Origin of the sequence: uncultured Maricaulis sp. (assembly GCF_963975345.1) — a bacterium.
Classification (GTDB): domain Bacteria; phylum Pseudomonadota; class Alphaproteobacteria; order Caulobacterales; family Maricaulaceae; genus Maricaulis.
Genome location: NZ_CAXBGE010000005.1, coordinates 48,768 through 67,732 on the forward strand (window position 1 = coordinate 48,768; position 18,965 = coordinate 67,732).

12 protein-coding genes are annotated in these 18,965 nt (G+C 57.5%); 6 read left to right on the forward strand and 6 right to left on the reverse strand.

All coding sequences use genetic code 11. The annotated features are described in order from the left end of the window. The first annotated feature begins 58 nt into the window (after positions 1-58). Both AAC029_RS06565 and AAC029_RS06570 read left to right on the forward strand, forming a co-directional pair. Positions 59-1,093, forward strand: coding sequence for a hypothetical protein (locus AAC029_RS06565; protein WP_339745362.1), 1,035 nt, complete (start codon positions 59-61; stop codon positions 1,091-1,093). A 3-nt stretch (positions 1,094-1,096) separates the two neighbouring features. Beyond that, positions 1,097-1,654 (forward strand): hypothetical protein, encoded by a 558-nt coding sequence (locus AAC029_RS06570; protein WP_339745364.1) that lies wholly within the window; start codon positions 1,097-1,099, stop codon positions 1,652-1,654. 29 nt (positions 1,655-1,683) lie between these two features. Here AAC029_RS06570 and AAC029_RS06575 read toward each other — a convergent pair whose 3' ends face one another. Genes AAC029_RS06575 through AAC029_RS06585 form a run of 3 tightly spaced genes read right to left on the reverse strand, consistent with a single transcriptional unit; the run spans position 1,684 to position 5,788 of the window. Further along, positions 1,684-2,166 carry a hypothetical protein gene (locus AAC029_RS06575; RefSeq protein WP_339745367.1) on the reverse strand — a complete coding sequence of 161 codons (483 nt, stop codon included), beginning with the start codon at positions 2,164-2,166 and terminating at the stop codon, positions 1,684-1,686. 38 nt (positions 2,167-2,204) lie between these two features. After that, on the reverse strand, positions 2,205-4,358 hold the full coding sequence (scpA, locus tag AAC029_RS06580; RefSeq protein WP_339745371.1) for a methylmalonyl-CoA mutase: 2,154 nt from the start codon (positions 4,356-4,358) through the stop codon (positions 2,205-2,207). Next, a complete protein-coding gene (locus AAC029_RS06585; protein WP_339745374.1) occupies positions 4,355-5,788 on the reverse strand; it encodes a methylmalonyl-CoA mutase family protein in 1,434 nt (477 codons plus the stop codon). The genes scpA and AAC029_RS06585 overlap by 4 nt, the downstream gene beginning before the upstream one ends. A 160-nt stretch (positions 5,789-5,948) precedes the next feature. Here AAC029_RS06585 and AAC029_RS06590 point away from each other — a divergent pair, with 160 nt between their 5' ends. Beyond that, positions 5,949-6,671, forward strand: coding sequence for a DUF2793 domain-containing protein (locus AAC029_RS06590; protein ID WP_339745377.1), 723 nt, complete (start codon positions 5,949-5,951; stop codon positions 6,669-6,671). Between the two features lie 889 nt (positions 6,672-7,560). On the opposite strand, the gene AAC029_RS06595 is transcribed toward AAC029_RS06590, so the two are convergent. The 3 genes from AAC029_RS06595 to AAC029_RS06605 all read right to left on the reverse strand — a co-directional run bounded on the left by AAC029_RS06595 (position 7,561) and on the right by AAC029_RS06605 (position 11,713). Next, a complete protein-coding gene (locus AAC029_RS06595; RefSeq protein ID WP_339745380.1) occupies positions 7,561-8,328 on the reverse strand; it encodes an ABC transporter ATP-binding protein in 768 nt (255 codons plus the stop codon). 929 nt (positions 8,329-9,257) lie between these two features. After that, on the reverse strand, positions 9,258-9,569 hold the full coding sequence (locus AAC029_RS06600) for a glycosyltransferase (RefSeq protein ID WP_339745383.1): 312 nt from the start codon (positions 9,567-9,569) through the stop codon (positions 9,258-9,260). A 1,124-nt stretch (positions 9,570-10,693) separates the two neighbouring features. Continuing rightward, on the reverse strand, positions 10,694-11,713 hold the full coding sequence (locus AAC029_RS06605; protein ID WP_339745385.1) for an FkbM family methyltransferase: 1,020 nt from the start codon (positions 11,711-11,713) through the stop codon (positions 10,694-10,696). Between the two features lie 450 nt (positions 11,714-12,163). Between AAC029_RS06605 and AAC029_RS06610 the strand changes: the two genes are divergently transcribed. The 3 genes from AAC029_RS06610 to AAC029_RS06620 are packed head-to-tail and all read left to right on the forward strand — an operon-like array spanning position 12,164 to position 18,820. Further along, positions 12,164-15,664: a glycosyltransferase gene (locus AAC029_RS06610; protein WP_339745387.1), complete on the forward strand. Its 3,501-nt coding sequence runs from the start codon at positions 12,164-12,166 to the stop codon at positions 15,662-15,664. A 31-nt stretch (positions 15,665-15,695) separates the two neighbouring features. Next, positions 15,696-16,748, forward strand: a complete 1,053-nt coding sequence (locus tag AAC029_RS06615; protein WP_339745389.1) for a glycosyltransferase — start codon at positions 15,696-15,698, stop codon at positions 16,746-16,748. 5 nt (positions 16,749-16,753) lie between these two features. Next, a complete protein-coding gene (locus tag AAC029_RS06620; protein ID WP_339745392.1) occupies positions 16,754-18,820 on the forward strand; it encodes a hypothetical protein in 2,067 nt (688 codons plus the stop codon). Positions 18,821-18,965: the final 145 nt, after the last annotated feature.

Sequence of the window (18,965 nt, forward strand, 5' to 3'; positions counted from 1 at the left end):
GATTGAAAAGGTTCATATGATTCGGTTCCCTGCCGGTTCGAACATTGATGATTTTGCCATGACCCTGCGTGCCCGAAAAATTCTGCTCATTGCCTTGGCTGGTGTCCTCTTGACCGTGGCACTTGCCATCTCGGTCGGCCCATTCTCGGTCTCAAGCCTGCAAGTGCGGCTGGAAGACAATGCGCGTGCAGCGCTCGACCGGCGCGAAATGGAGTGGGCGCACGTCCACTTTCGCGGCCAGGAAGCGACGCTCACTGGCGCGGCGCCGAATGATACGGCGCGGGAAATCGCGCTTGATGTGGTTGCCAGCTCGACCTGGTCAGGTGGACGCATTGCTGGCGGCGTCACCCGGGTGATCGACGACACGACGGATGCCCGGACAGATCGTGGCTTTTCTTTCCGCGCCGATGTCGCGGTCAATGGCCGTGTCCTGATCCGCGGCGACGCGACCGATGCCGCGGCCCGCGATGCCATCGCCCGGTTCGCAACGGCCAGCTTTCATAATGGCGCGGATTCCGATCTGACCCTGATCCCAGGCGGCGCGCCGGCGGCGGAATGGGAAGAAGCGGCCAAGCGATTGCTCGGCCAGCTCGCCCGGCTCGAACGCGGTGCGATCGTCCTCAACGGCGCCCAGGGTGGGCTGTATGGCGAGGCGGAAAATCCACAGATTGCCCGCTCGGTCGCCGACGCGCTTTTGACGATGCCTGCGCCTTTCCGGGCCGCCTCGATCGTGATTCCGGCCGGGGCCCCGGCGATCGTGCATGTCCCCGATATTCAGGCCTGCGCTGCGGTCATTCGGGCCGCACAGGGCACTGATGAATTGCGTTTCGACACGGCTGGCATTGCGGCCAGTCCGCTGACGGAAATCGCCTTGCGTCGGCTTGGTCGCACCTTGTCGTCTTGCCCGACTAATGCGCGGCTCTCTGTGACCATCAATATTGCCGAGGGCGGCGCGGAATTGGCGCGCCAACGCGCGGCTCATGTTCGCTCGCTGCTCGCTGGCGGCTCGGCGGACGAAGCGCGTATCATTGTCGCGCTGGCCGATGACCGGCAGCAGGCAATCACATTTTCAGTTTCATCGATTGAGGGTTGAGGGATGTTCTGGCTGGTTTGGCAGATTGGGTTTTTGATTTTGGCGGCCTTCGGGTTCGGGATTCTGACCGGATGGAAGGTCTGGAGCGGCCAGGCGCGTAGCGCCGAGACCGACAAGGCGCTCGCCGACATCATTGCCTTGCGCCGTGAGAACGACAATCTCGCGCGCCGTCTCGGCGAAGCAGAAGCGCGCGCCACTGCCGCCAACCGGGTGCCGGCTGCCGCGGTCAAGACCGGCCATGCCGATATGCCCGAGGACAAGGTTCAACCGGTTGCTGCCAAGCCTGTTGCCAAGGCAAAGGCCAAGCCCGCTGAAGCGAAGCCGGTCGTCGCACCGAAGAGCCCGGCGCCGGTCGACGCTGTTGTCGAAGACGATTTGACCGCGATCAAGGGCTTGGGCCCCAAGGCCGCAACCAGTCTGAAACAGGCCGGCGTGACACGCATCTCGCAGATCGCGGCTTGGGGTGAGACCGAGATCGCCAGCTGGGATGACCGCATCAATGGTCGTGGACGGATAGTCCGCGATGACTGGGTCGGCCAAGCCCGCAAATTGACGGCCTGACATCCAGCTTGATGCCTCTGGCCGGTTTGTCAGCGCGCGTGTGCGAGAATGCTCCGGGCGTCATAGGCATTGGCATCGTCCGACACCGTGCCGGTGCGGATCAGGATTTCCAAAGTCACCGATTTTTGCCCCGCAGATGTGTCGTAGCGCAGGCCGAGCCCGATGCCGCGGCTGGAGAATCCGCGCGAGCCGGTGGAATAGCTCGCTGAAGTTCCGACGCTGACCGGGTTGCGGTCATTGCCCTCGCGATCCGTCCGCACCACCACGAACCAGTCAGCACCCTGTTCCAGTGTGAATTCGGCCGCGCGCCGGAAGGCCAAGTCCTGGGCCGCTTCGACGCTGGTGTCTGAGCCGGCATCAAAGCGGATCATGAAGCGATCCCGTTCGATTTGCCGTTCGGAGTAGCCGTATCGGCCATCATGGGCGGGCGCGTAGAGCGTCGGGGCCGAGCTGGCGCAGGCGGTGAATCCGAGCACGGGAAGCAGGACGAGCAGGGGAAGAATGCGTTTCATGACAGCGGCTCCAGATACCTTGCCCCATCAAGCTACAGTCATTGCTCGTCTTGAGCCACCGCTTCCTCGACACCCATCCGCGCCAGCATGATCAACGCACTGTCGGCGATCACCGTCCCGGGCGGAAACACCGCCGCAGCGCCCATCTGGCGCAGTACCGGCTCGTCATCGGGCGGGATCACCCCGCCGACCACCACCAGGATATCATCGCGGCCCTGTTCCGACAGCGCGGCGCGTAATTGCGGTACGAGGGTGAGATGCCCGGCCGCCAGCGATGAGGCCGCGGCGGCATGGACCTCTTCGGCGATGGCCAGGGTGGCGGCTTCTTCCGGGGTCTGGAAGAGCGGTCCGATCACCACATCCCAGCCGAGATCGGCATAGGCCGAGGCGACAACTTTCTGGCCACGGTCATGGCCGTCCTGGCCGAGCTTGGCGATCAGGATTTTCGGTTTGCGGCCATTGAGGTCGAGGAAGCGGGCGGCACAATCGCGCGCCCGACGGACCTTGTCGTCATCGCCCGCTGCGGGGCCATAGATCCCGGTCACAGCCTTGATCTCGGCGACATGGCGCTTGAAGCTGCGCTCCATCGCGTCGGAGATCTCGCCAACGGTCGCCATGGCGCGCGCCGCATTGACCGCCAGTTCGAGCAGATTGCCTGTCCCGGATGCGGCCGAGGCGGCCAGCGCCTCGAGCGCGGCTTCAAGCTTGGCGGGATCACGTTCCTGGCGCAGGCGTTCGAGCTTTTCGATCTGCTGCTTGCGCACCAGATAATTGTCGACCTTGAGGACGGGCACGTCCTCGTCTTCCTCGAGCAGGAATTTATTGATGCCGGTGATGGTCTGCTGGCCGCTATCGATCAGCGCCTGGGTGCGCGCCGCGGCCTCTTCGATCCGAAGCTTCGGCACGCCGGCCTCGATGGCTTTCGCCATCCCGCCGAGCGCGTCGATCTCGGCGATGTGATCCATTGCCCGCGCGGCGAGGTCATGGGTCAGGCGTTCGACATAATGACTGCCACCCCAGGGGTCGATCGCGTCGCAGGCATGGGCCTCGCTGGCCAGAAGGATCTGGGTATTGCGCGCGATCCGGGCCGAGAAATCGGTCGGCAGGGCCAGCGCCTCGTCTAGCGAATTGGTGTGCAGGGACTGGGTGTGGCCATCGACGGCGGCGATGGCTTCCAGCGCCGTGCGGCCGACATTATTGAACACGTCCTGCGCCGTCAGCGACCAACCGGATGTCTGGCAATGGGTGCGCAGGCAGATCGATTTTTCGCTTTTCGGATCAAAGCGTTCCTTCACCAGCTTGGCCCACAAAAGCCGCGCGGCGCGCAGCTTGGCGATCTCCATGAAGACATTCATGCCAATGCCGAAGAAGAAGGAGAGGCGCGGCGCGAAAGTGTCGACATCCATGCCCGCTTCAATGCCGGTGGCGATATATTCCAGCCCGTCGGCAATGGTGTAGGCGAGCTCGAGATCGGCCGGGGCGCCAGCCTCCTGCATGTGATAGCCGGAGATCGAGATCGAATTGTATTTCGGCATATGCGTCGAGGTGTAGTCGAAAATATCCGAGATGATCCGCATCGATGGGCGCGGAGGATAGATATAGGTGTTGCGGACCATGAACTCCTTGAGGATGTCGTTCTGAATCGTGCCGGAGAGCTGTTCCGGCTTCACGCCCTGTTCCTCGGCGGCGACTATATACAGCGCCAGGATCGGCAGAACCGCGCCATTCATCGTCATCGAGACGCTCATCTGATCGAGCGGAATGCCGTCGAACAGGGTGCGCATGTCATAGATGGAATCAATCGCCACGCCCGCCATGCCGACATCGCCGGCGACGCGTGGGTGGTCACTGTCATAACCGCGATGCGTCGCCAGATCAAAGGCGACCGAAAGGCCTTTCTGGCCGGCTGCGAGATTGCGGCGATAGAAGGCGTTGGAATCTTCCGCCGTCGAGAAACCGGCATATTGCCGGATCGTCCAGGGGCGCTGCAGGAACATGGTCGGGTAGGGCCCGCGCACGAAGGGGGCGGCACCAGGGACGGTGTGGATGAAGTCGAGGCTGTCGCTATCGGCCGGGCCGTAGGCGGTGTGGATGGCGATGCCTTCCGCCGGCGTCCAGTCCTCGCCCTTCGCCGCGGAGGCAGGCAGGGCGGGGCCGAGGTCGAGCGTGGTGAAATCGGGTGTATGACTCATGATGTCGCTCCCTCGAAACGGGTCGCCAGGCGAATGGCGGTGAGGGCACCGTCCGGTGCGTTCAGCACCGGCCATACTCCATTGGTCTCGGCTGGTTTGGGGTGCGGATCGGGGTGTTGGGTGACACCGAGAATGACGTCATCGCCGCTGGTGATCTGCTGCAGGCGTTTATCGCGCACGGTCGCGATTTCGCCTTGCAGCCAGCCATTGGCGAAGGTCTCGACCAGCCCGCCGCGACGCTCGATCTCCTGGAACATGGCCCAAGCTGATTGTGCCAACTCGTCACTCAGAGTCTCGTGCAGATAGCTGCCGGCGGCCGGGTCGGTGACCTTGCCGATATGGCTCTCCTCGGCGAGCAGTATGTGAAGGTTGCGCGCGACGCGGCGGCCCAGACCGGTCGGGCGGCCAATCGCGTCGGTGAAGGGGCGGATGGTGATGGTGTCGGCACCGCCGGCGGCGGCAGCAAAGCCGGCACAGGCGGTACGGATCATATTGGTCCACGCATCCTTGGCACTCATCATCCGGCCCGACGTCGTGACTTGCAGTGAGAGCCGCTGCGCTGCCTCGCTGGCACCAAAGCTCTGCGCGATACGGGCGAAGATACGCCGCGCGGCGCGCAGTTTGGCGATGGTCAGGTGGATATCGGTATCGGCCGCCAACCGGGCCTCGATTGCCTGCGCCGCCGCGTCGGCGGAGAGGCCCGCTTCCAGCATGACCCGCATATAGGCCGCGCTCGACGCGGCCAGCACAGCAAGCTCCTGCACTTCGCTGCCGCCGGCTTCGAAAGCCAGCGCCGCATCGGCGCGGAAGATTTTGAGCTGCGGGAAGGCTGCCTGGGCCAGCTCGGTCAGGGCGCGCGCTTTGGGGAAGCACTGATCGTCCAGCGCGATGCCCTGCCGTGCGGCGCGCTCGATGGGCGACAGGCCGAGCCCGCCTTGCAAATGCTCACCATCGAGACGGCGTCGGGCAAACAGGGTCAGCAGGAGATGCGCGTGATGGCCTTGGCCATCGAGACTGTCGAGATAGACGGGCGCGAGAGAGAGGTCGACGCCCTTTAGCGCCGCATCGAGCAGGTCGATCTCATTGGCTTTGAGTCCGAATTGCCCGGTTGATTGCAGCCGCAAGTCCAGTTCCGACACACCGCCGATCAAATCGTCGAGCGCCGCGGCATTGGCTTCGTCCGGGCTCGCCTCAACGATGGACTGGCGCATGCCCCAGGGCAGGTTCGCGTCGCGCGGTAGCGCATCGACCGCGCCTGTGCCTGCAGGGCGATCAAAGAAAACCGGGCCGCGCTTGAGGCCGTCAATCGTGTGCCGATCGACCGCGGTTTCGAAATCGGTGCCGCGCAGGGCTTTCTCGGCCAGGACCCGCCAGCTGGCGGCCGTCTGGGCGGGGAAATCCCCGGCGAAATCGCGGATAGTCTCGGTCATGGCAATCCTGTCGCGGCAAGGCAATCATCGTGTCGGGCGGAGAAAAGGCGCGCGCGGCCCGCGCGTCAAGTCCGCGCGGCGGGCATGGACAGCGAAATCGCCTGTCCCACAGCACCGGGACCGGTCTCACAATCGAAACGAATAGCGATGGAGACCGATAATGCCGGAGACTACACCCAATCTCGACCTGCCGCTGGTGATGCCGGCCCAGGCGCAAAAACATGTCACCGTGAATGAGAGCCTGTTGCGCCTCGATGCGCTGGTGCAAGCGCAGGCACAAAGCCGCACGCTCGCTGCCCAGCCCGGCGATCCCGAAGACGGGCAGGGCTGGCTGATCCCCGATGCCGCCAGCGGTGATGACTGGGCAGCGATGGCGGTGGGTTCGCTGGCGATTTATCGCGATGGTTTCTGGAGCGAAATGGCGCCCAAGCCCGGCTGGCGCGTGCATGTGCTTGATGAGGCACGCGATGTTGTCTTTGACGGTTCGAACTGGATCCTGGCCGGTGCCGACACCGTCCTCGCCCAATCGCCCGGCGGTGCCAAAACCCGCGCCATCCTCATCGCTGACAGCGTCTCTGGTCTGACCGGTGCCAGTGTTGTCACCAGTGTGATGATACCGGCACGTTCAATCGTCTTCTGCGTCTCAGTTCGCATCACTGAAGCCATCACCGGCGCAACCAGTTTCGACTGCGGCATTGCCGGCGAGACGTCGAAGTTCGGTGGTTCGCTGGGGGTGTCAGAAGGGGCCAGCAATCTCGGTGTCATTGGCCCGACAGCCTTTTATGCCGACACCGCCATCGTCCTGACCGCCAATGGCGGCAGCTTCACCGGCGGAACGGTGAGCCTGGCCATCCATGCCTGGATGCCGGAGGCGCCCGATTAAGTGTTAACCCTCATAAGGTTGTTCATTCGGGCTGAAGCCTTGAGACTGGTAGTTGCGACACAATCAGCGACAACGAACGACCCGAGCGAACAACCTTATGAGAGTTAACAACGAGCCAACTCCGAGCTCAACCGGCACGCCCTCTTTCTGGGTGACTGTAAAATCCGCCGCTGAGAACTTGCGCTCTCGCACCAGCTCCTTGGTGCAGGTCAAGCCTGATGACGACCTGTTTCCAGTTCTCGCGGCCTATGGTGAAGGACCGCAGGCCACGATTGACCTTAACCGTCTGACCGCTGAAAACCCGCTCAGGTTCACGCTGGCCGACTGCATCGCTGCAACTTCGCTCAGCGGCAGGGCGCCAGAAGTGGTCAGCGCAAGGGCATTCGAACCGGGCGAACAGCAAACGGGGCTCGTCTCAATTCGCATACCCGGCGGCGGCATTGTCGGTCCCAAGCGGGAGGACTTCAACCGGGCATTCATAGATCATCGGCAGGAGTTGAAGCAGCAACTCAAGTCGGCCTCACAGCAAGATCGTGAGAGCCTCGACGTCGCACAAAACACGCTCAAAATCATGGCGAACGTGATCTACAATATGCACCCCTTGTGCCGGCCGATGAACAACGTGTTCCTAGATGAGATGGATACCGGTTCGAACGACCCAAGCCAGTCAGCATTGGTGTCAAAGCAGGGGAGGTTTAGCACAGACGGTGTAGAAAGCAGCATTTGGCTGCGGCCAACGGCAAGATCAACAGTCTCCGGAGGTGAACGAGTTTCGGGTCAGACTTTGATCCCTACAAAAGTGGCGATCCGAAATCCTGACAAGCCCCGACTCAACGCGCGAGGCGAACCACAATGGGGCCGATGTTTCGTCCAAATTTCGGACCGGCCGCTAACTGCACTCGCCCGTCGCATACCTTCTCCATACCTCGGCAGGTTTGCCATCGTCGACGACCCTGCCCCGGTGCAAATGTATGGCCCGGTCGCACATTTCAACCAGTATTTCTTCAGAATGCGTCGCCATTACGAAGACATTTGACTTTTTGAATATTTGCTCTGCGCGGGCCTTTGCCTTTGTGAAAAAGAAAGAGTCTCCGGCGCCGATGATTTCATCGACGACCAGAATTTCCGACACTGAGTATGTCATGGCGGCAAATAGGTACCGTATCAACATACCGGCAGAGTAGGTTCGAATGGGCAAATCAAAAAACTCACCCAACTCTGTAAACTCAAATACGTCTTTCTCGAAAGCCCCTTGATCGGCAGCTGCTATTTTCAACAACCTTGCCATTAGCTTAAGGTTATCACGCCCTGTTCTGTCGCCATTCGCACCGGCTGCAAGTGAAAACAACGCTGTAACGTCCCCGTTGACAGACATTCTCCCAGACGCAGGGTAAAGATGACCGGCGATGGCACGTAGAACCGTCGACTTCCCCGATCCATTGCGGCCAATAAGGCCTACTTTCTCCCCGGATGCGATTGAGAGATTCAGATCACGCACGGCTTCAATTTGAGGAACAGTCTTAACGTCCCCCGCTATCCGCCCAAAAGAGGCCGTCGCCGCTGCTGCGGCCATAATCGAACGCTCTCGCCCGCCGATACGAACAGGGTACTGCAGCGAAACGTTTTCAATCTCTATAATTCCCATCATTGCATCCATGCCGCTAGATCTCGACGCCGTGACGCATAGACCAAAACTCCCCAAATCAGTGAGGCCGCTGTGCTACAACATGCCACAATCCAACTCAATCCTGCCGTCCCAGGAGCGATTATCGGGGCCCGAACAATTTCAATTAAATGATATACTGGATTAAACAACGCAACGGACATCCGTGACTCGCCAAGAGAGCTAACTGTCCAAAAAACAGGAGTGAACAAGAACAAGAAGACCATTACTGACGCGATCGCATGAGCTAGGTCTCTATAGCGGACCCCGAGCGAGGAAAAACCCAATGCCAATCCGTATGCAAAAACTATGCAAACGAGTAGTCCAACACCCGATAGCAGGGCGATGGGGGTGAAGTTCACACCGGCGATTAGTGCAACAACGAGAAAAACACCCATGTGTATCAACAATATATATATTTGCACTAATATGCGCCTCAATATCTGAAGACTCCATGGCAAATTATATGTGAACATAATATCCCGACCCATTTCGAGGTAGTTTGGACTTTCAGCGGTGACTGTAGATAGAAATGTCCAGATGGATATTCCTAACGACACATACACAACATACTCGCGTATCGGGTTATTAAAGAGTGCGCCGAATACCACGGTTATGCCAGCCACCAACATTATATTGGAGACCACCACCCAAAGTGGGCCCAAAAGCGTCCGCTCAAAACGAGCCTTGAGGTCGCTCCAAGCCAGGGAACACGCCACATCAAAGCGACTAAAACCTCCGAGGAGATCATCCAGCGCAACTCGAACCATTTTGTGTTCTAACCCCATCTCAATAATGAAAGACTATGCGCAAACAACTCGAGCGCGCTATCTATTCCGACTCAGTGCAGTTTGTTAAATAAAAATTGGCATCACGTAGAAAGCGTCTCGCCAATCACTCGATTCCTCACGCCACCGCAGCTCTCATCGAAAAATAAGGTCAATCACGCTTTTGGTTGCAACGGCGCGCGCCAAAGATATGTCGGGTTGAATGCATGACTTGTAGATAGTTTTATCAATGTAAGAGAGCGCAATTGCGGTTGTTCTTCCCTCATCATTGGAACTGCCAGTAACTACCATGACTTCAACATTACGATTGGCTTGATCCAATGCTCTGTATGTGGTCTGTGCAAAATAAGTTGATCGATTATTGGCAGGGGATACGATTGAAGCTTTGAGCTTTGAATAAAATCGAACTGACCTGTCAAACTTGCTTCCTGGTGCCTCAAACATCATATTTCGTTCCCAATGCGACCCAGCAATCGCGGAACGTCCGCGTCTCCGCGAAGCCTTGCTTTATCTTGATTTGAGAGGGGGTCATGATCGTGCTCAGTCAAAATCTCATATTCAAACGCAATCCGAAATACGAAGGCCCAACCTCGATCGTCTGTTGTTGGAGCGCTTTAAACCATCGGTCTTTTCCGCAGGACGAAATGAACCGGGGGAATACCACCCAAGTGCCGATGCGGCAATAGCCTGCGCCTTGACCGAGCTGGACCAGGTGCCCGAACGGGTTAGATTATTTTTTACCACGATAAGCGAGGCTCACAATCACAAATTATCTCAATACCGGCATTTCAAGCCTCATTTGACCAAATTTCCCACTTGACGCAACCATCTGATGCAACCATCTGATAATGGGCTCCCACCGTCTGCACGTCCGGCCAAGCCCGCTCTGGTCTGTCCGCGATCAGTGTGACTGAATCGTAATAAATGTGGTAGGCGATGCCAGCGAACGGGACCGGCCGGATCTCCATCAACGCCGGGTGGGTCACCGCAACCTTGAGCCGGAATGCCTGCGTCCGTCGACGAGAGCGTCGTTTCCAGGCAAATGGAACGTCTGGCGGGACCGGGCCCAGCTCGGCCAACGCTGTCCCGCAGCGGACCGACATGAGCATCGGAAAGTAATCCTACTCACCGCTGGGCTGCGCCTCTACTGTGTTGCTGCGCCAAGCGTGGTTGATAGGACATGAATGGCGAAACCCTGCTGTCCCGGATGAGGCGTGCTGGTATCGGAACGGTCGCATGCTGACATCGTGTGGTGCGCTATCTGCCCGCGCACAAATTCGCTACCGTGCCCGACGGCGTATGGGCTGTCGGCGCGGGCCGGCTGTAGCTAATGCACGGATTTCAAACCTATCGAAAAGGCCATCTCGACGCTCATAGCCCGGTTGCGCAATGTCGCCGCCGACACCGTCGACGATGTCTACGCCGTTGTTGCCTACGCAAAGGGTGTTATCACCCCGACCGAAGGCCTCAATTAGTTTAAATCTTGCGGCTATGGCCGTGAATGAGAGAAGAATACACCAGAATCGCCTCCCTAATGGGAAATTGTGAGGGGCAGCGGGCAAAGCGAAAACTCAAGGATTGAGCGCGCGGCGAGCGTTCTCAATCATTGCCTGCTGATATTCGATAACGTTCTGTGCCTCTGTCCGGTCATCACGTAGAGCATCCAGTTCTGCTTTGACCGTTTCTAAAGATTTCGCAGGAACCCAGTTCAAGTTCGCACTGACGTCCGCAGCTTCCCCCTCGGGCACGGGTTCACCTGGAAGACCCTCGGCGTGGGTTGGCAGCGGAGGCTGAAACTTGCCGCTCTGGGCTTCTGGCAGCCCCGTCGTCATCTCAATTCCCGTCGGCAAAGCCAGAACATTGAGCTCCACGGCGCCGCCGAATATGTTCACTGTGTTGTTTTGGAAATTGCTTGTGTTGAACGGGTTGGATACGTGCCAGTATAATTTGTACCCGATCTTGTTGAGCATCGAGTGAATTTCAGCAAAATTCCTATCGCTATTCTGTTCAAAATATATAATGGGGTTGTGACGCTTGATTGTCTCAACAGAGCCATTCAGGACATCCAACTCCATTCCCTCAACGTCAATCTTGATCAGATCGCATCTGATGAGATTCATGTCGTCGATGCGGATCACCGGCAAGCTTGTCATGACGGCGCGTTTGGAGACGACCGCTTCCCGTTCCACCGTAAAGCTTTCTGCGCCAAAATTTTCGCTGTTCTTGTCTGGTGAAGCGACGTAGGGGGAAACGTTCTGCTTGCTGCTCGCGAGCGCATTCAACGCAACCACCCGACCCTGCATTTGGTTCATGACGATATTGGAGGCGAGCAAAACGTGAACTTCCGGCTGGGCTTCAACAGAAATGACAAACCCCTCCGATCCAACATGTTGAGCAAAAGCGACCGAGTGAGTCCCGACATTTGCGCCAACGTCGATTACAAATGACCCGGATTTCAAGTACTGGCGGATCTGTGAAATTTCACTCTCGGCCCATTCTCCATACTGTCTGAGCGAGGCGCCAATACATGCGTCTGATTCGTAATGCGCAAATAAACCGTGACGGGTCGCGTAAAATGCAACTTGACTCATAAGCAATCCACTTCAAGAAGCTCTGCGTCCGGTCGGATCGCGGAGGAGATGACGCTGCGCTGATTTCTCCAGCCAGAGCAGGATTAACGTCAATTATTGCCGGCGTCCACTCATTCAATGGCCAGCTTCGCAGTGCAAAATTCCTACAATCCATCCAGAGGCTCACACGAGAGGCTCACATTTTTGGGGCGGGTCTCGTGTGGGAACATGTTGCCATTGCAACGCCCTCAGCGCCGGGCATAGTCCGCCTGCGTGGTCCTGGTCCAAACTGTCACGAAACTCCTATTTCGACACACGGGATTGAGTCGTGAGTTGTAATGGACTGAAATCACCCAACTACTTTCGAAATTGATCTGTCAACGGTTGTTCAAGCCGCTGTATTCCTTATTGAGTTCTAGGTTTCTTTACTGTACCCACTTGCGCTGGTGAAGCATGCGGGGAGGGCGCTGGATGCCTGGTGGTTCGGATCGTCAATTGAGAATTCTATTGCTTGACACCAAGCATGAGAATCCAAACCACTATATCGTACTCGGTATCAAAGCTGCCTTGGCCGCTCACCCGCGAGTCGCTGCAGTGAAGCTCGTAGGGTATGCCGACTTGATCGGCGAAGCTCGAAAGGCGGATTTTGATATCTGCCTCGCCGTGGATGGAGAAGCCATCGCCTTTGATATCTTGGTCAGAGTCCGCCCCCTGGTGAAGCGTATGGTGCTGTGGACGTTCGATGACCCGTACGAACGCGACCGCACCATTCCACTGGCCTCGTTGTTTGACCTCGTCTTCACTAACGACGAAGGCAGTGTCACGGCTTACCCGGACAACACCTTCCACCTGCCGCTGGCGGCGTCGCCCGATCAGGAAGTCAGGTCCATTCCCTCCAACAATTCCCAATACAAGTACGATATATCATTCATTGGCTCGGCGTGGCCCAATCGCGTGCAGTTTCTTAGGAAACTCATGCGCGTGATGCCGGATCTCAAGCACCGTTTCGTGCTTCACTATAATGAATTCTTGCCAGCATCTTACCTGGACCTTCCCGACAGCTCGTATGTGGGTTCAGTATCTCACCACGACTTTGCGGAAATTTCCAACCAATCCCGGATCAATCTCACCCTCCATCGCGAATTTTCGGGAGACGGTCTGAACCCTTGCGCAAGCACGCCGGGCCCGCGCCTATTTGAGGTCGGCCTTGCGGGTGGCTACCAATTGATCGACATCAATGAAACCCCCGTGGACAAATATTACAAGGCGGGTTTGGAAGTCGATGTCTTCAACAATTTCAACGATTGTATCGACCTGATCCGCGACCGTTTGGCGAATCCCAAGAAGCGCATCGAGATGGCTCGTGCCGCTCAGAGGCACACCCGGGCCCAACACCTATACGCCAATCGAGTTCGAGAGATCTTCGAGAGATTGGACGCGCTTCCAGACGAGAATCCCGCCGTGGCCAGCACAAGGGCGCCTCACAAGCCGCGCCTCTTGTTCGTGACGCACAACACGATCGCGAACGGCAATTTCGGCGGGGTGGAAGTTTATCAGGAAACCGTCGCCAACGAGCTTCGAAACGAATATGAAATTTTCTACTACCGGCCCAACCCGCAGGCCAAGAAGCTTGGGGTGCTGGAATTCATTCTGACTGACGATAGACACAGGCCACTCCATCGCGTTCACGCACCAGAGATGGATTTCGTCCGGATCATGAGTCAACCGGTGATCGAGGGGGCGTTCTCACGCCTGCTGGTCGACTATGAAATCGAGCTGATCCACTACCACCATCTGATCCACCATCCGATCACCTTGCCGCTGATTTCCAGGTTGCAGGGAATTCCATCAGTATTCACCACGCACGACTTCTATATAGTCTGTTCCCGGTTCAATCTGCTCAACGCGCGGAACGAGTATTGCGACATCGCAAACCATCCCCTTTCGTTATGTGACAATTGCCTGTCGTCCGGGGAGGGGGTGCCTGACGGTTCGCAAGCATATCGCCGCTATCTGGCCCGCGAGGTCATCAAGGCGTTCGACCATGTCATCGCAAACACTCCCTCTGCGCAACGGGTCTTTTCGAGCGTTTATCCAGAATTGGCCGAGGGCGATTCTCTCACCCAGCTTGGCCCGTCCTTGCCAAATGTTACGCCGTTTGTTCCCTCCGCGCGAAAAGAAACGAAGCGGGAAATTGAAGGCGCAAAAGCTCGGCCGCTGCGCGTTGTCTTTTTTGGTAATTTTTCGCGTATCAAAGGTGCGGACGATTTCCTGGCCGCCGCCGGCATGCTGTGCGACTCAAACATCAAGTTCACGATATGCGGGAGAATAGATGCGGAATATCACCCGGTTCTCAAGGACCTGAAGCTTCAAAATGTTGAGGTTCGCGGCGCCTTTTCACCTGGCGAACTTGATCTGACGGAGTTCGATGTCGCCCTGATAATCTCTATCTGGCCGGAGACTTACTGCATCACTCTATCTGAAGCCTGGCGCGCTGGCGTTGTGCCCATCGCAACTCAGATTGGCGCGCTCGCCGACCGCATCAAACCGAACGTCAATGGTTTTACTGTCCCGCCCCACGGGATCGGCGAGATCGTGGAGCTTTTGCAGCAAATGGAAGCTGACCGGTCGTTGCTGGATGACATACGCGCGAATATTACCCCCGATCTCTGGTTAACGCCCGAACAACACTGCAACGCCCTACGAGATATTTACGCCAGGCTGTTGAACGCCCACCCCGCCGCCCGCCCCGCCGGGGGGGGCTGGCGCTCGCCAAACCTGCCACCAGTCGACATCAGACTCGCCAACGTCAAACTCAATTCTCCAAACTGGACGACCCCCGCCGATGTCCCCGGACCGCCTCTGCCAAGTCCTCTACGCCCCCACATGAACCCTCTTTGGAATTCTTTCCGGGCGCTAAAGAAAGAGTTTTCGGACGGGCGAGTTTCAGTTGACACATCTCACTTCCTGCATGTGGATCATATCATTCATGATGGCCAGCCATTGGGCGACAGTCGGCTGCAGCCATTGAAGCTGCCTCCGGCGCGCACCGGGCTATCGCTTGTAGGCTGGCTGCAGTCGAGTTCCTTGGACGCGTGTGATGACATCCGATTGCTTGCCCGGTCGGCAAATGGAGACATGATTCAGCGCCGCGTCACTCTGAACGAGCGTTCGGATCTGCTGCAAGCCTTCCCCGGTCAAGCGTGCACCGGATACGCAACAGAACCATTGCCCGTGGAAATGCTCGACTCTGGAGTCTATTCGCTTGAACTTTCCCTCGTGCGGCATGGGCGGCGAGTTCTATTCCCCTTCCCGTTGGCTCTAATTTGTTCGAAATTCGGTGTATTACTTATTCCAACCACTGCAGGCCAAACGACTCAAATCCAGGTAGACGTCCCATTGATCGAAGGCCCATCCGAATCTCGCAAGATGCACATTCCCCGTGGGGTTGTGGTCGTCGATGAACTTTCCGTTAAAGCGAGCAATGCGTTCGGCAATCCCTTGGGGTCGACTTCCAAGGTCACGCTGCAACCAGAGCGCCTGCACGTCAGCGGCTGGTTCAATAGGCTGGAGCTGCCGCAAGACATCGAAAGTGCCTATATTTTCTTGCGTGGTCCTGAAAATTACAAAATGGCAGCTGGCCCGACGCCCCGCCCCGACGTCGCCGAGCACTTCGGCGTCGAGGGCATGCGGCAATCGGGCTTTGAGGCAAACATCTGGCTGCCCGGCCTGCCTCAAGGCCGTTATGAGGTGTTTTTTGGCTTGAAAGGCCTGGGCGTCTTCTATGAGGTTGAAAGTCCGCTCGATGCGCTAGAAATTGACGCCGATGGGGGCGCCGCTCTCGGTAGCGAGCCGGTGACGGACACAGCTCCCACTCTCGCGCCAATCATCAACCGAACAACCAAGAAGCGGAAGCCACGTGCCAAGCCCCCAATCCTTAAGGCAAAATCCAAAGATGAAGCCTCCATCTGAAGCGTGTTGAGAGAGGCCCGCTTCGGTTCTGTTGGGCACCAATATCCAGCTGCACATTCGAAAAGGGTCAGCCATGGTAAAAATATGTGTATCCAGCAGTTTTCCAGAACGCCTTAACGTCAACCGCGGTCTGGTAGACTCTCTTGCGGAGGGCTTCCAGACTGTTCTTGGCAAGGATCAGGTTCAGGTCTGCCCATACTCCGCCTTACCGGGTTTTTTGACGCGCAAGGTGCCCGACCTGTTGGTCATGATCGGCTCGGCTTTGCATTCGAGCGGTGATTATTCGGCTATTTCCCAAGCGTGCAAACGGGCGGGCGTGACATTTGTCTTCTGGACAGTCGAGGATCCCTACGAATTTGACGCCAACAGCAAGTTCACGCAATACGCTGACATCATCATCAGCAATGATGCATACGCTGTAAAATATTATCCGCGCGACCAAGTGTTTCATCTGCCTTTGGCGGCTCCGGAGCGTATTGCAAAGTCCCTGGTGAACTTCACCGCCCGACCGCTCGACATCTTCTTCTGCGGGGTTGGCTTCAAGATTCGGCAAAGAATCATCGTGGACGCGCACGATATATTTGCGCGATACAATTCCCGGATCTTGGGGGACAACTGGGCTCAAACTCCAGACGGGATTGTTCAAAACCACCGCGTTCCTGCAGATGTCATCTTGGATTACTACCACAATTCCAAGGTCGTGTTGAACATCGGTCGCGATCATGCCTACGCCAATGAGACTCGCGGCCTCAAATCTGTGACGCCGGGCCCGCGAACTTTCGAGGCGGCGATGACTGGATGCGTGCAGTTCTATTATCAGCCCAGCGCCTTCCTTGCCGATTACTTTGAACCCGACAAGGAAATCGTCACGTTCAACGATGTCTTCGAACTGGAGGAAAAGTTGGATTACCTGATGAACAATCCGCTGGAAGCGATGGCCATCGCCAAGCGCGCCCAGAAGCGTTGCCTGAAGGACCACACATTCGCCCGCCGCGCCGAACAATTGCTGGCAATCGTCAGGAGCGCCATTCCAACCTTCGACGCCTCCAGGAAAACTGCAACAAAGATAATCAAAGTAGGGTGATCTTGATGGACCTTCTGGCCGGACTACTCGCCATCTTGATAATGGCGGGCACAACGCTGAATACGGGTTTCGCGGCCGTCTACGCGATCCGGGGCCTGCGTTTATCCCGGACCATACTCGCCTATGCCGTCATCGCTGGGTTCGTCGCCAACGGTTTTCTTGGCGGCTTGCTTTGGGTGACACATCTCACGAGTATTTTCTGGGCGGCGCTTGGAGTTATTGCAATCAACGCGCTGGCGGTCTTCGCCCATCGCCGCATGGGCACGCCGCTGAGATATTTGGCGGCGCAGTCCAAAGCGGTTGTACTCGTATGGCTCGGGGCGTCCTCCATTCTCTTTTGTCTTGCACATGTCGAACCCAGCCAGCCAAATTGGCTCCAAGATGGACCCTATGTTTACAAGAACTGGACACTCCCCGTGCGCGTCCAGTTCCTGGTCGGGGACATGCCAGCAGATAACGCCTTGCCTGCGATGGCAGGCGAAATGATGGCGCGAAATTTGTCCTTCCGCGACGTCCGTCCGCTTGCGCCCGGTCAGGAAGTTTCGAACCGGCCACTGCTGATGTCCGCGATCTACTTGCCCTATAGGTTGATATTGGGGGGGGGCGCCGATCATGTGGACACGGTTCCAACCTTGCACTATGTCGGAACTGACTGGCCGGACTTGGAAGCTCTCATAACGGATCGAAGCTTTTCGGTTTATTTGGCGACAGCGATCACGGCGAACGCCGCCTTGATCATCGCTGTTATCCTATTGCTCCAGTTCTACGCCGTGCCATACGCAATCCCGCTGGCGATCTTCGGGTTCGCGGTGACTCCCTATTTCATCCTGCACACGATATTCACTTGGCCCAAGAGTTTGGCGGCCTTCATCTTGTCAACGGCGTTTATTGCCGCCCTTGAACGCAGGCAAGCGTTCCTGATCGCCAGCCTCGCCGCGCTCGCCTACTGGGCGCACTCCTATGCAATTCTGTTCACCGCTGGATATTGCATGTACCTGTTCACCGAAGCCCTTTCTGGTTATCTGAAGGACAGAACGAAAAAATCCTTCGTCGATAACGGCAGGAGCCTTAGCCTTTCCGCAGCCTGCGTCGTGTCCATTCTGTTGCCTTGGTTTATATGGACTCGCTACGGCCTAAAAATCGAAGCCGACCTGCTCTCTCAGAATGCGGGTCTTGGACTCTCCCTCATCCAACAAATTCAGATAAAACTGGCCAATATCGGAACTATTTTTTCATTCAATTTCATGGATTTAGAGCATAACTCCCTTAACGGTCTTAACCTGCTTTTCAGCGTCCACCTTGCGTCGGCCATCGGAATTATTCCCTTTCTGCTGCTGCCTGCCGCAATATGCGTGGGCCCCTTGCGATTTTCGCGGCTAATGCTGTTCGCCGTGCTCCTTCCCGCCGCCGCCGTGACATTGCTTTTCGGCGTGCCTAACCCGCCCCTGCTACATGGGTGGCAGGCCGCTATTCCGATTTTGTTCGTGTCCGCCCTTGCTTTCATCAACTCGCATATGGGAAGGAAAATGCTGATCGCCTCAACGGCGATCACGCTGGCGGTTTCGGTTATTGCACTGGGTTGTCGCGGCTACGTCGCCTACCGGTTTGGCGATCAGCAGTCAGTGATGCTCCACTATCTGGACCATCAGCCGGTCGATTTAGATTCGCATCCCGTATCGCCGATCAGCGTCCAGGGCGTCTCCAAGATGTCCCTCTTTACCGCCCCGCCGGCGGAATACACCTTTGGCCCGTTCAATGCACATGACCGTCTTGCCCTGAGATTGGACGTCGCCGTTCACGAGGAGGTCTACGACTATTCTGGCGCCGACGTCACGCGATTCATCGTAACGGCGCACGAGTTGCAATCGGGCGAGACTTACACCGTTTTCGATCAATCTCTTGATGTAAGAAACAACCCGAATGATAGGGGCTGGCATGGTGGCGTTTTCCCCCTCCCGGCAGGACTCGACCAGGCCTTCACGCTAACGCTGGTCTGCGATCCGGGACCTGCGGGCCAATCGGTTGCCGATTGGTGCATCTGGGGAGAACCGGCTATTATCCCGACGCATTGACCCGACGGGCGCCTCTTCACAATCACGGCCTGCGAAAAGTTATGTTCCGGCATTTCCATGGTTGTTCACCCGGGTCGTTCCTTGTCGCTGATTGTGTCACATCAACCAGCCTCAAGGCTTCAGCCCGAAGGAGCGACCTCATGAG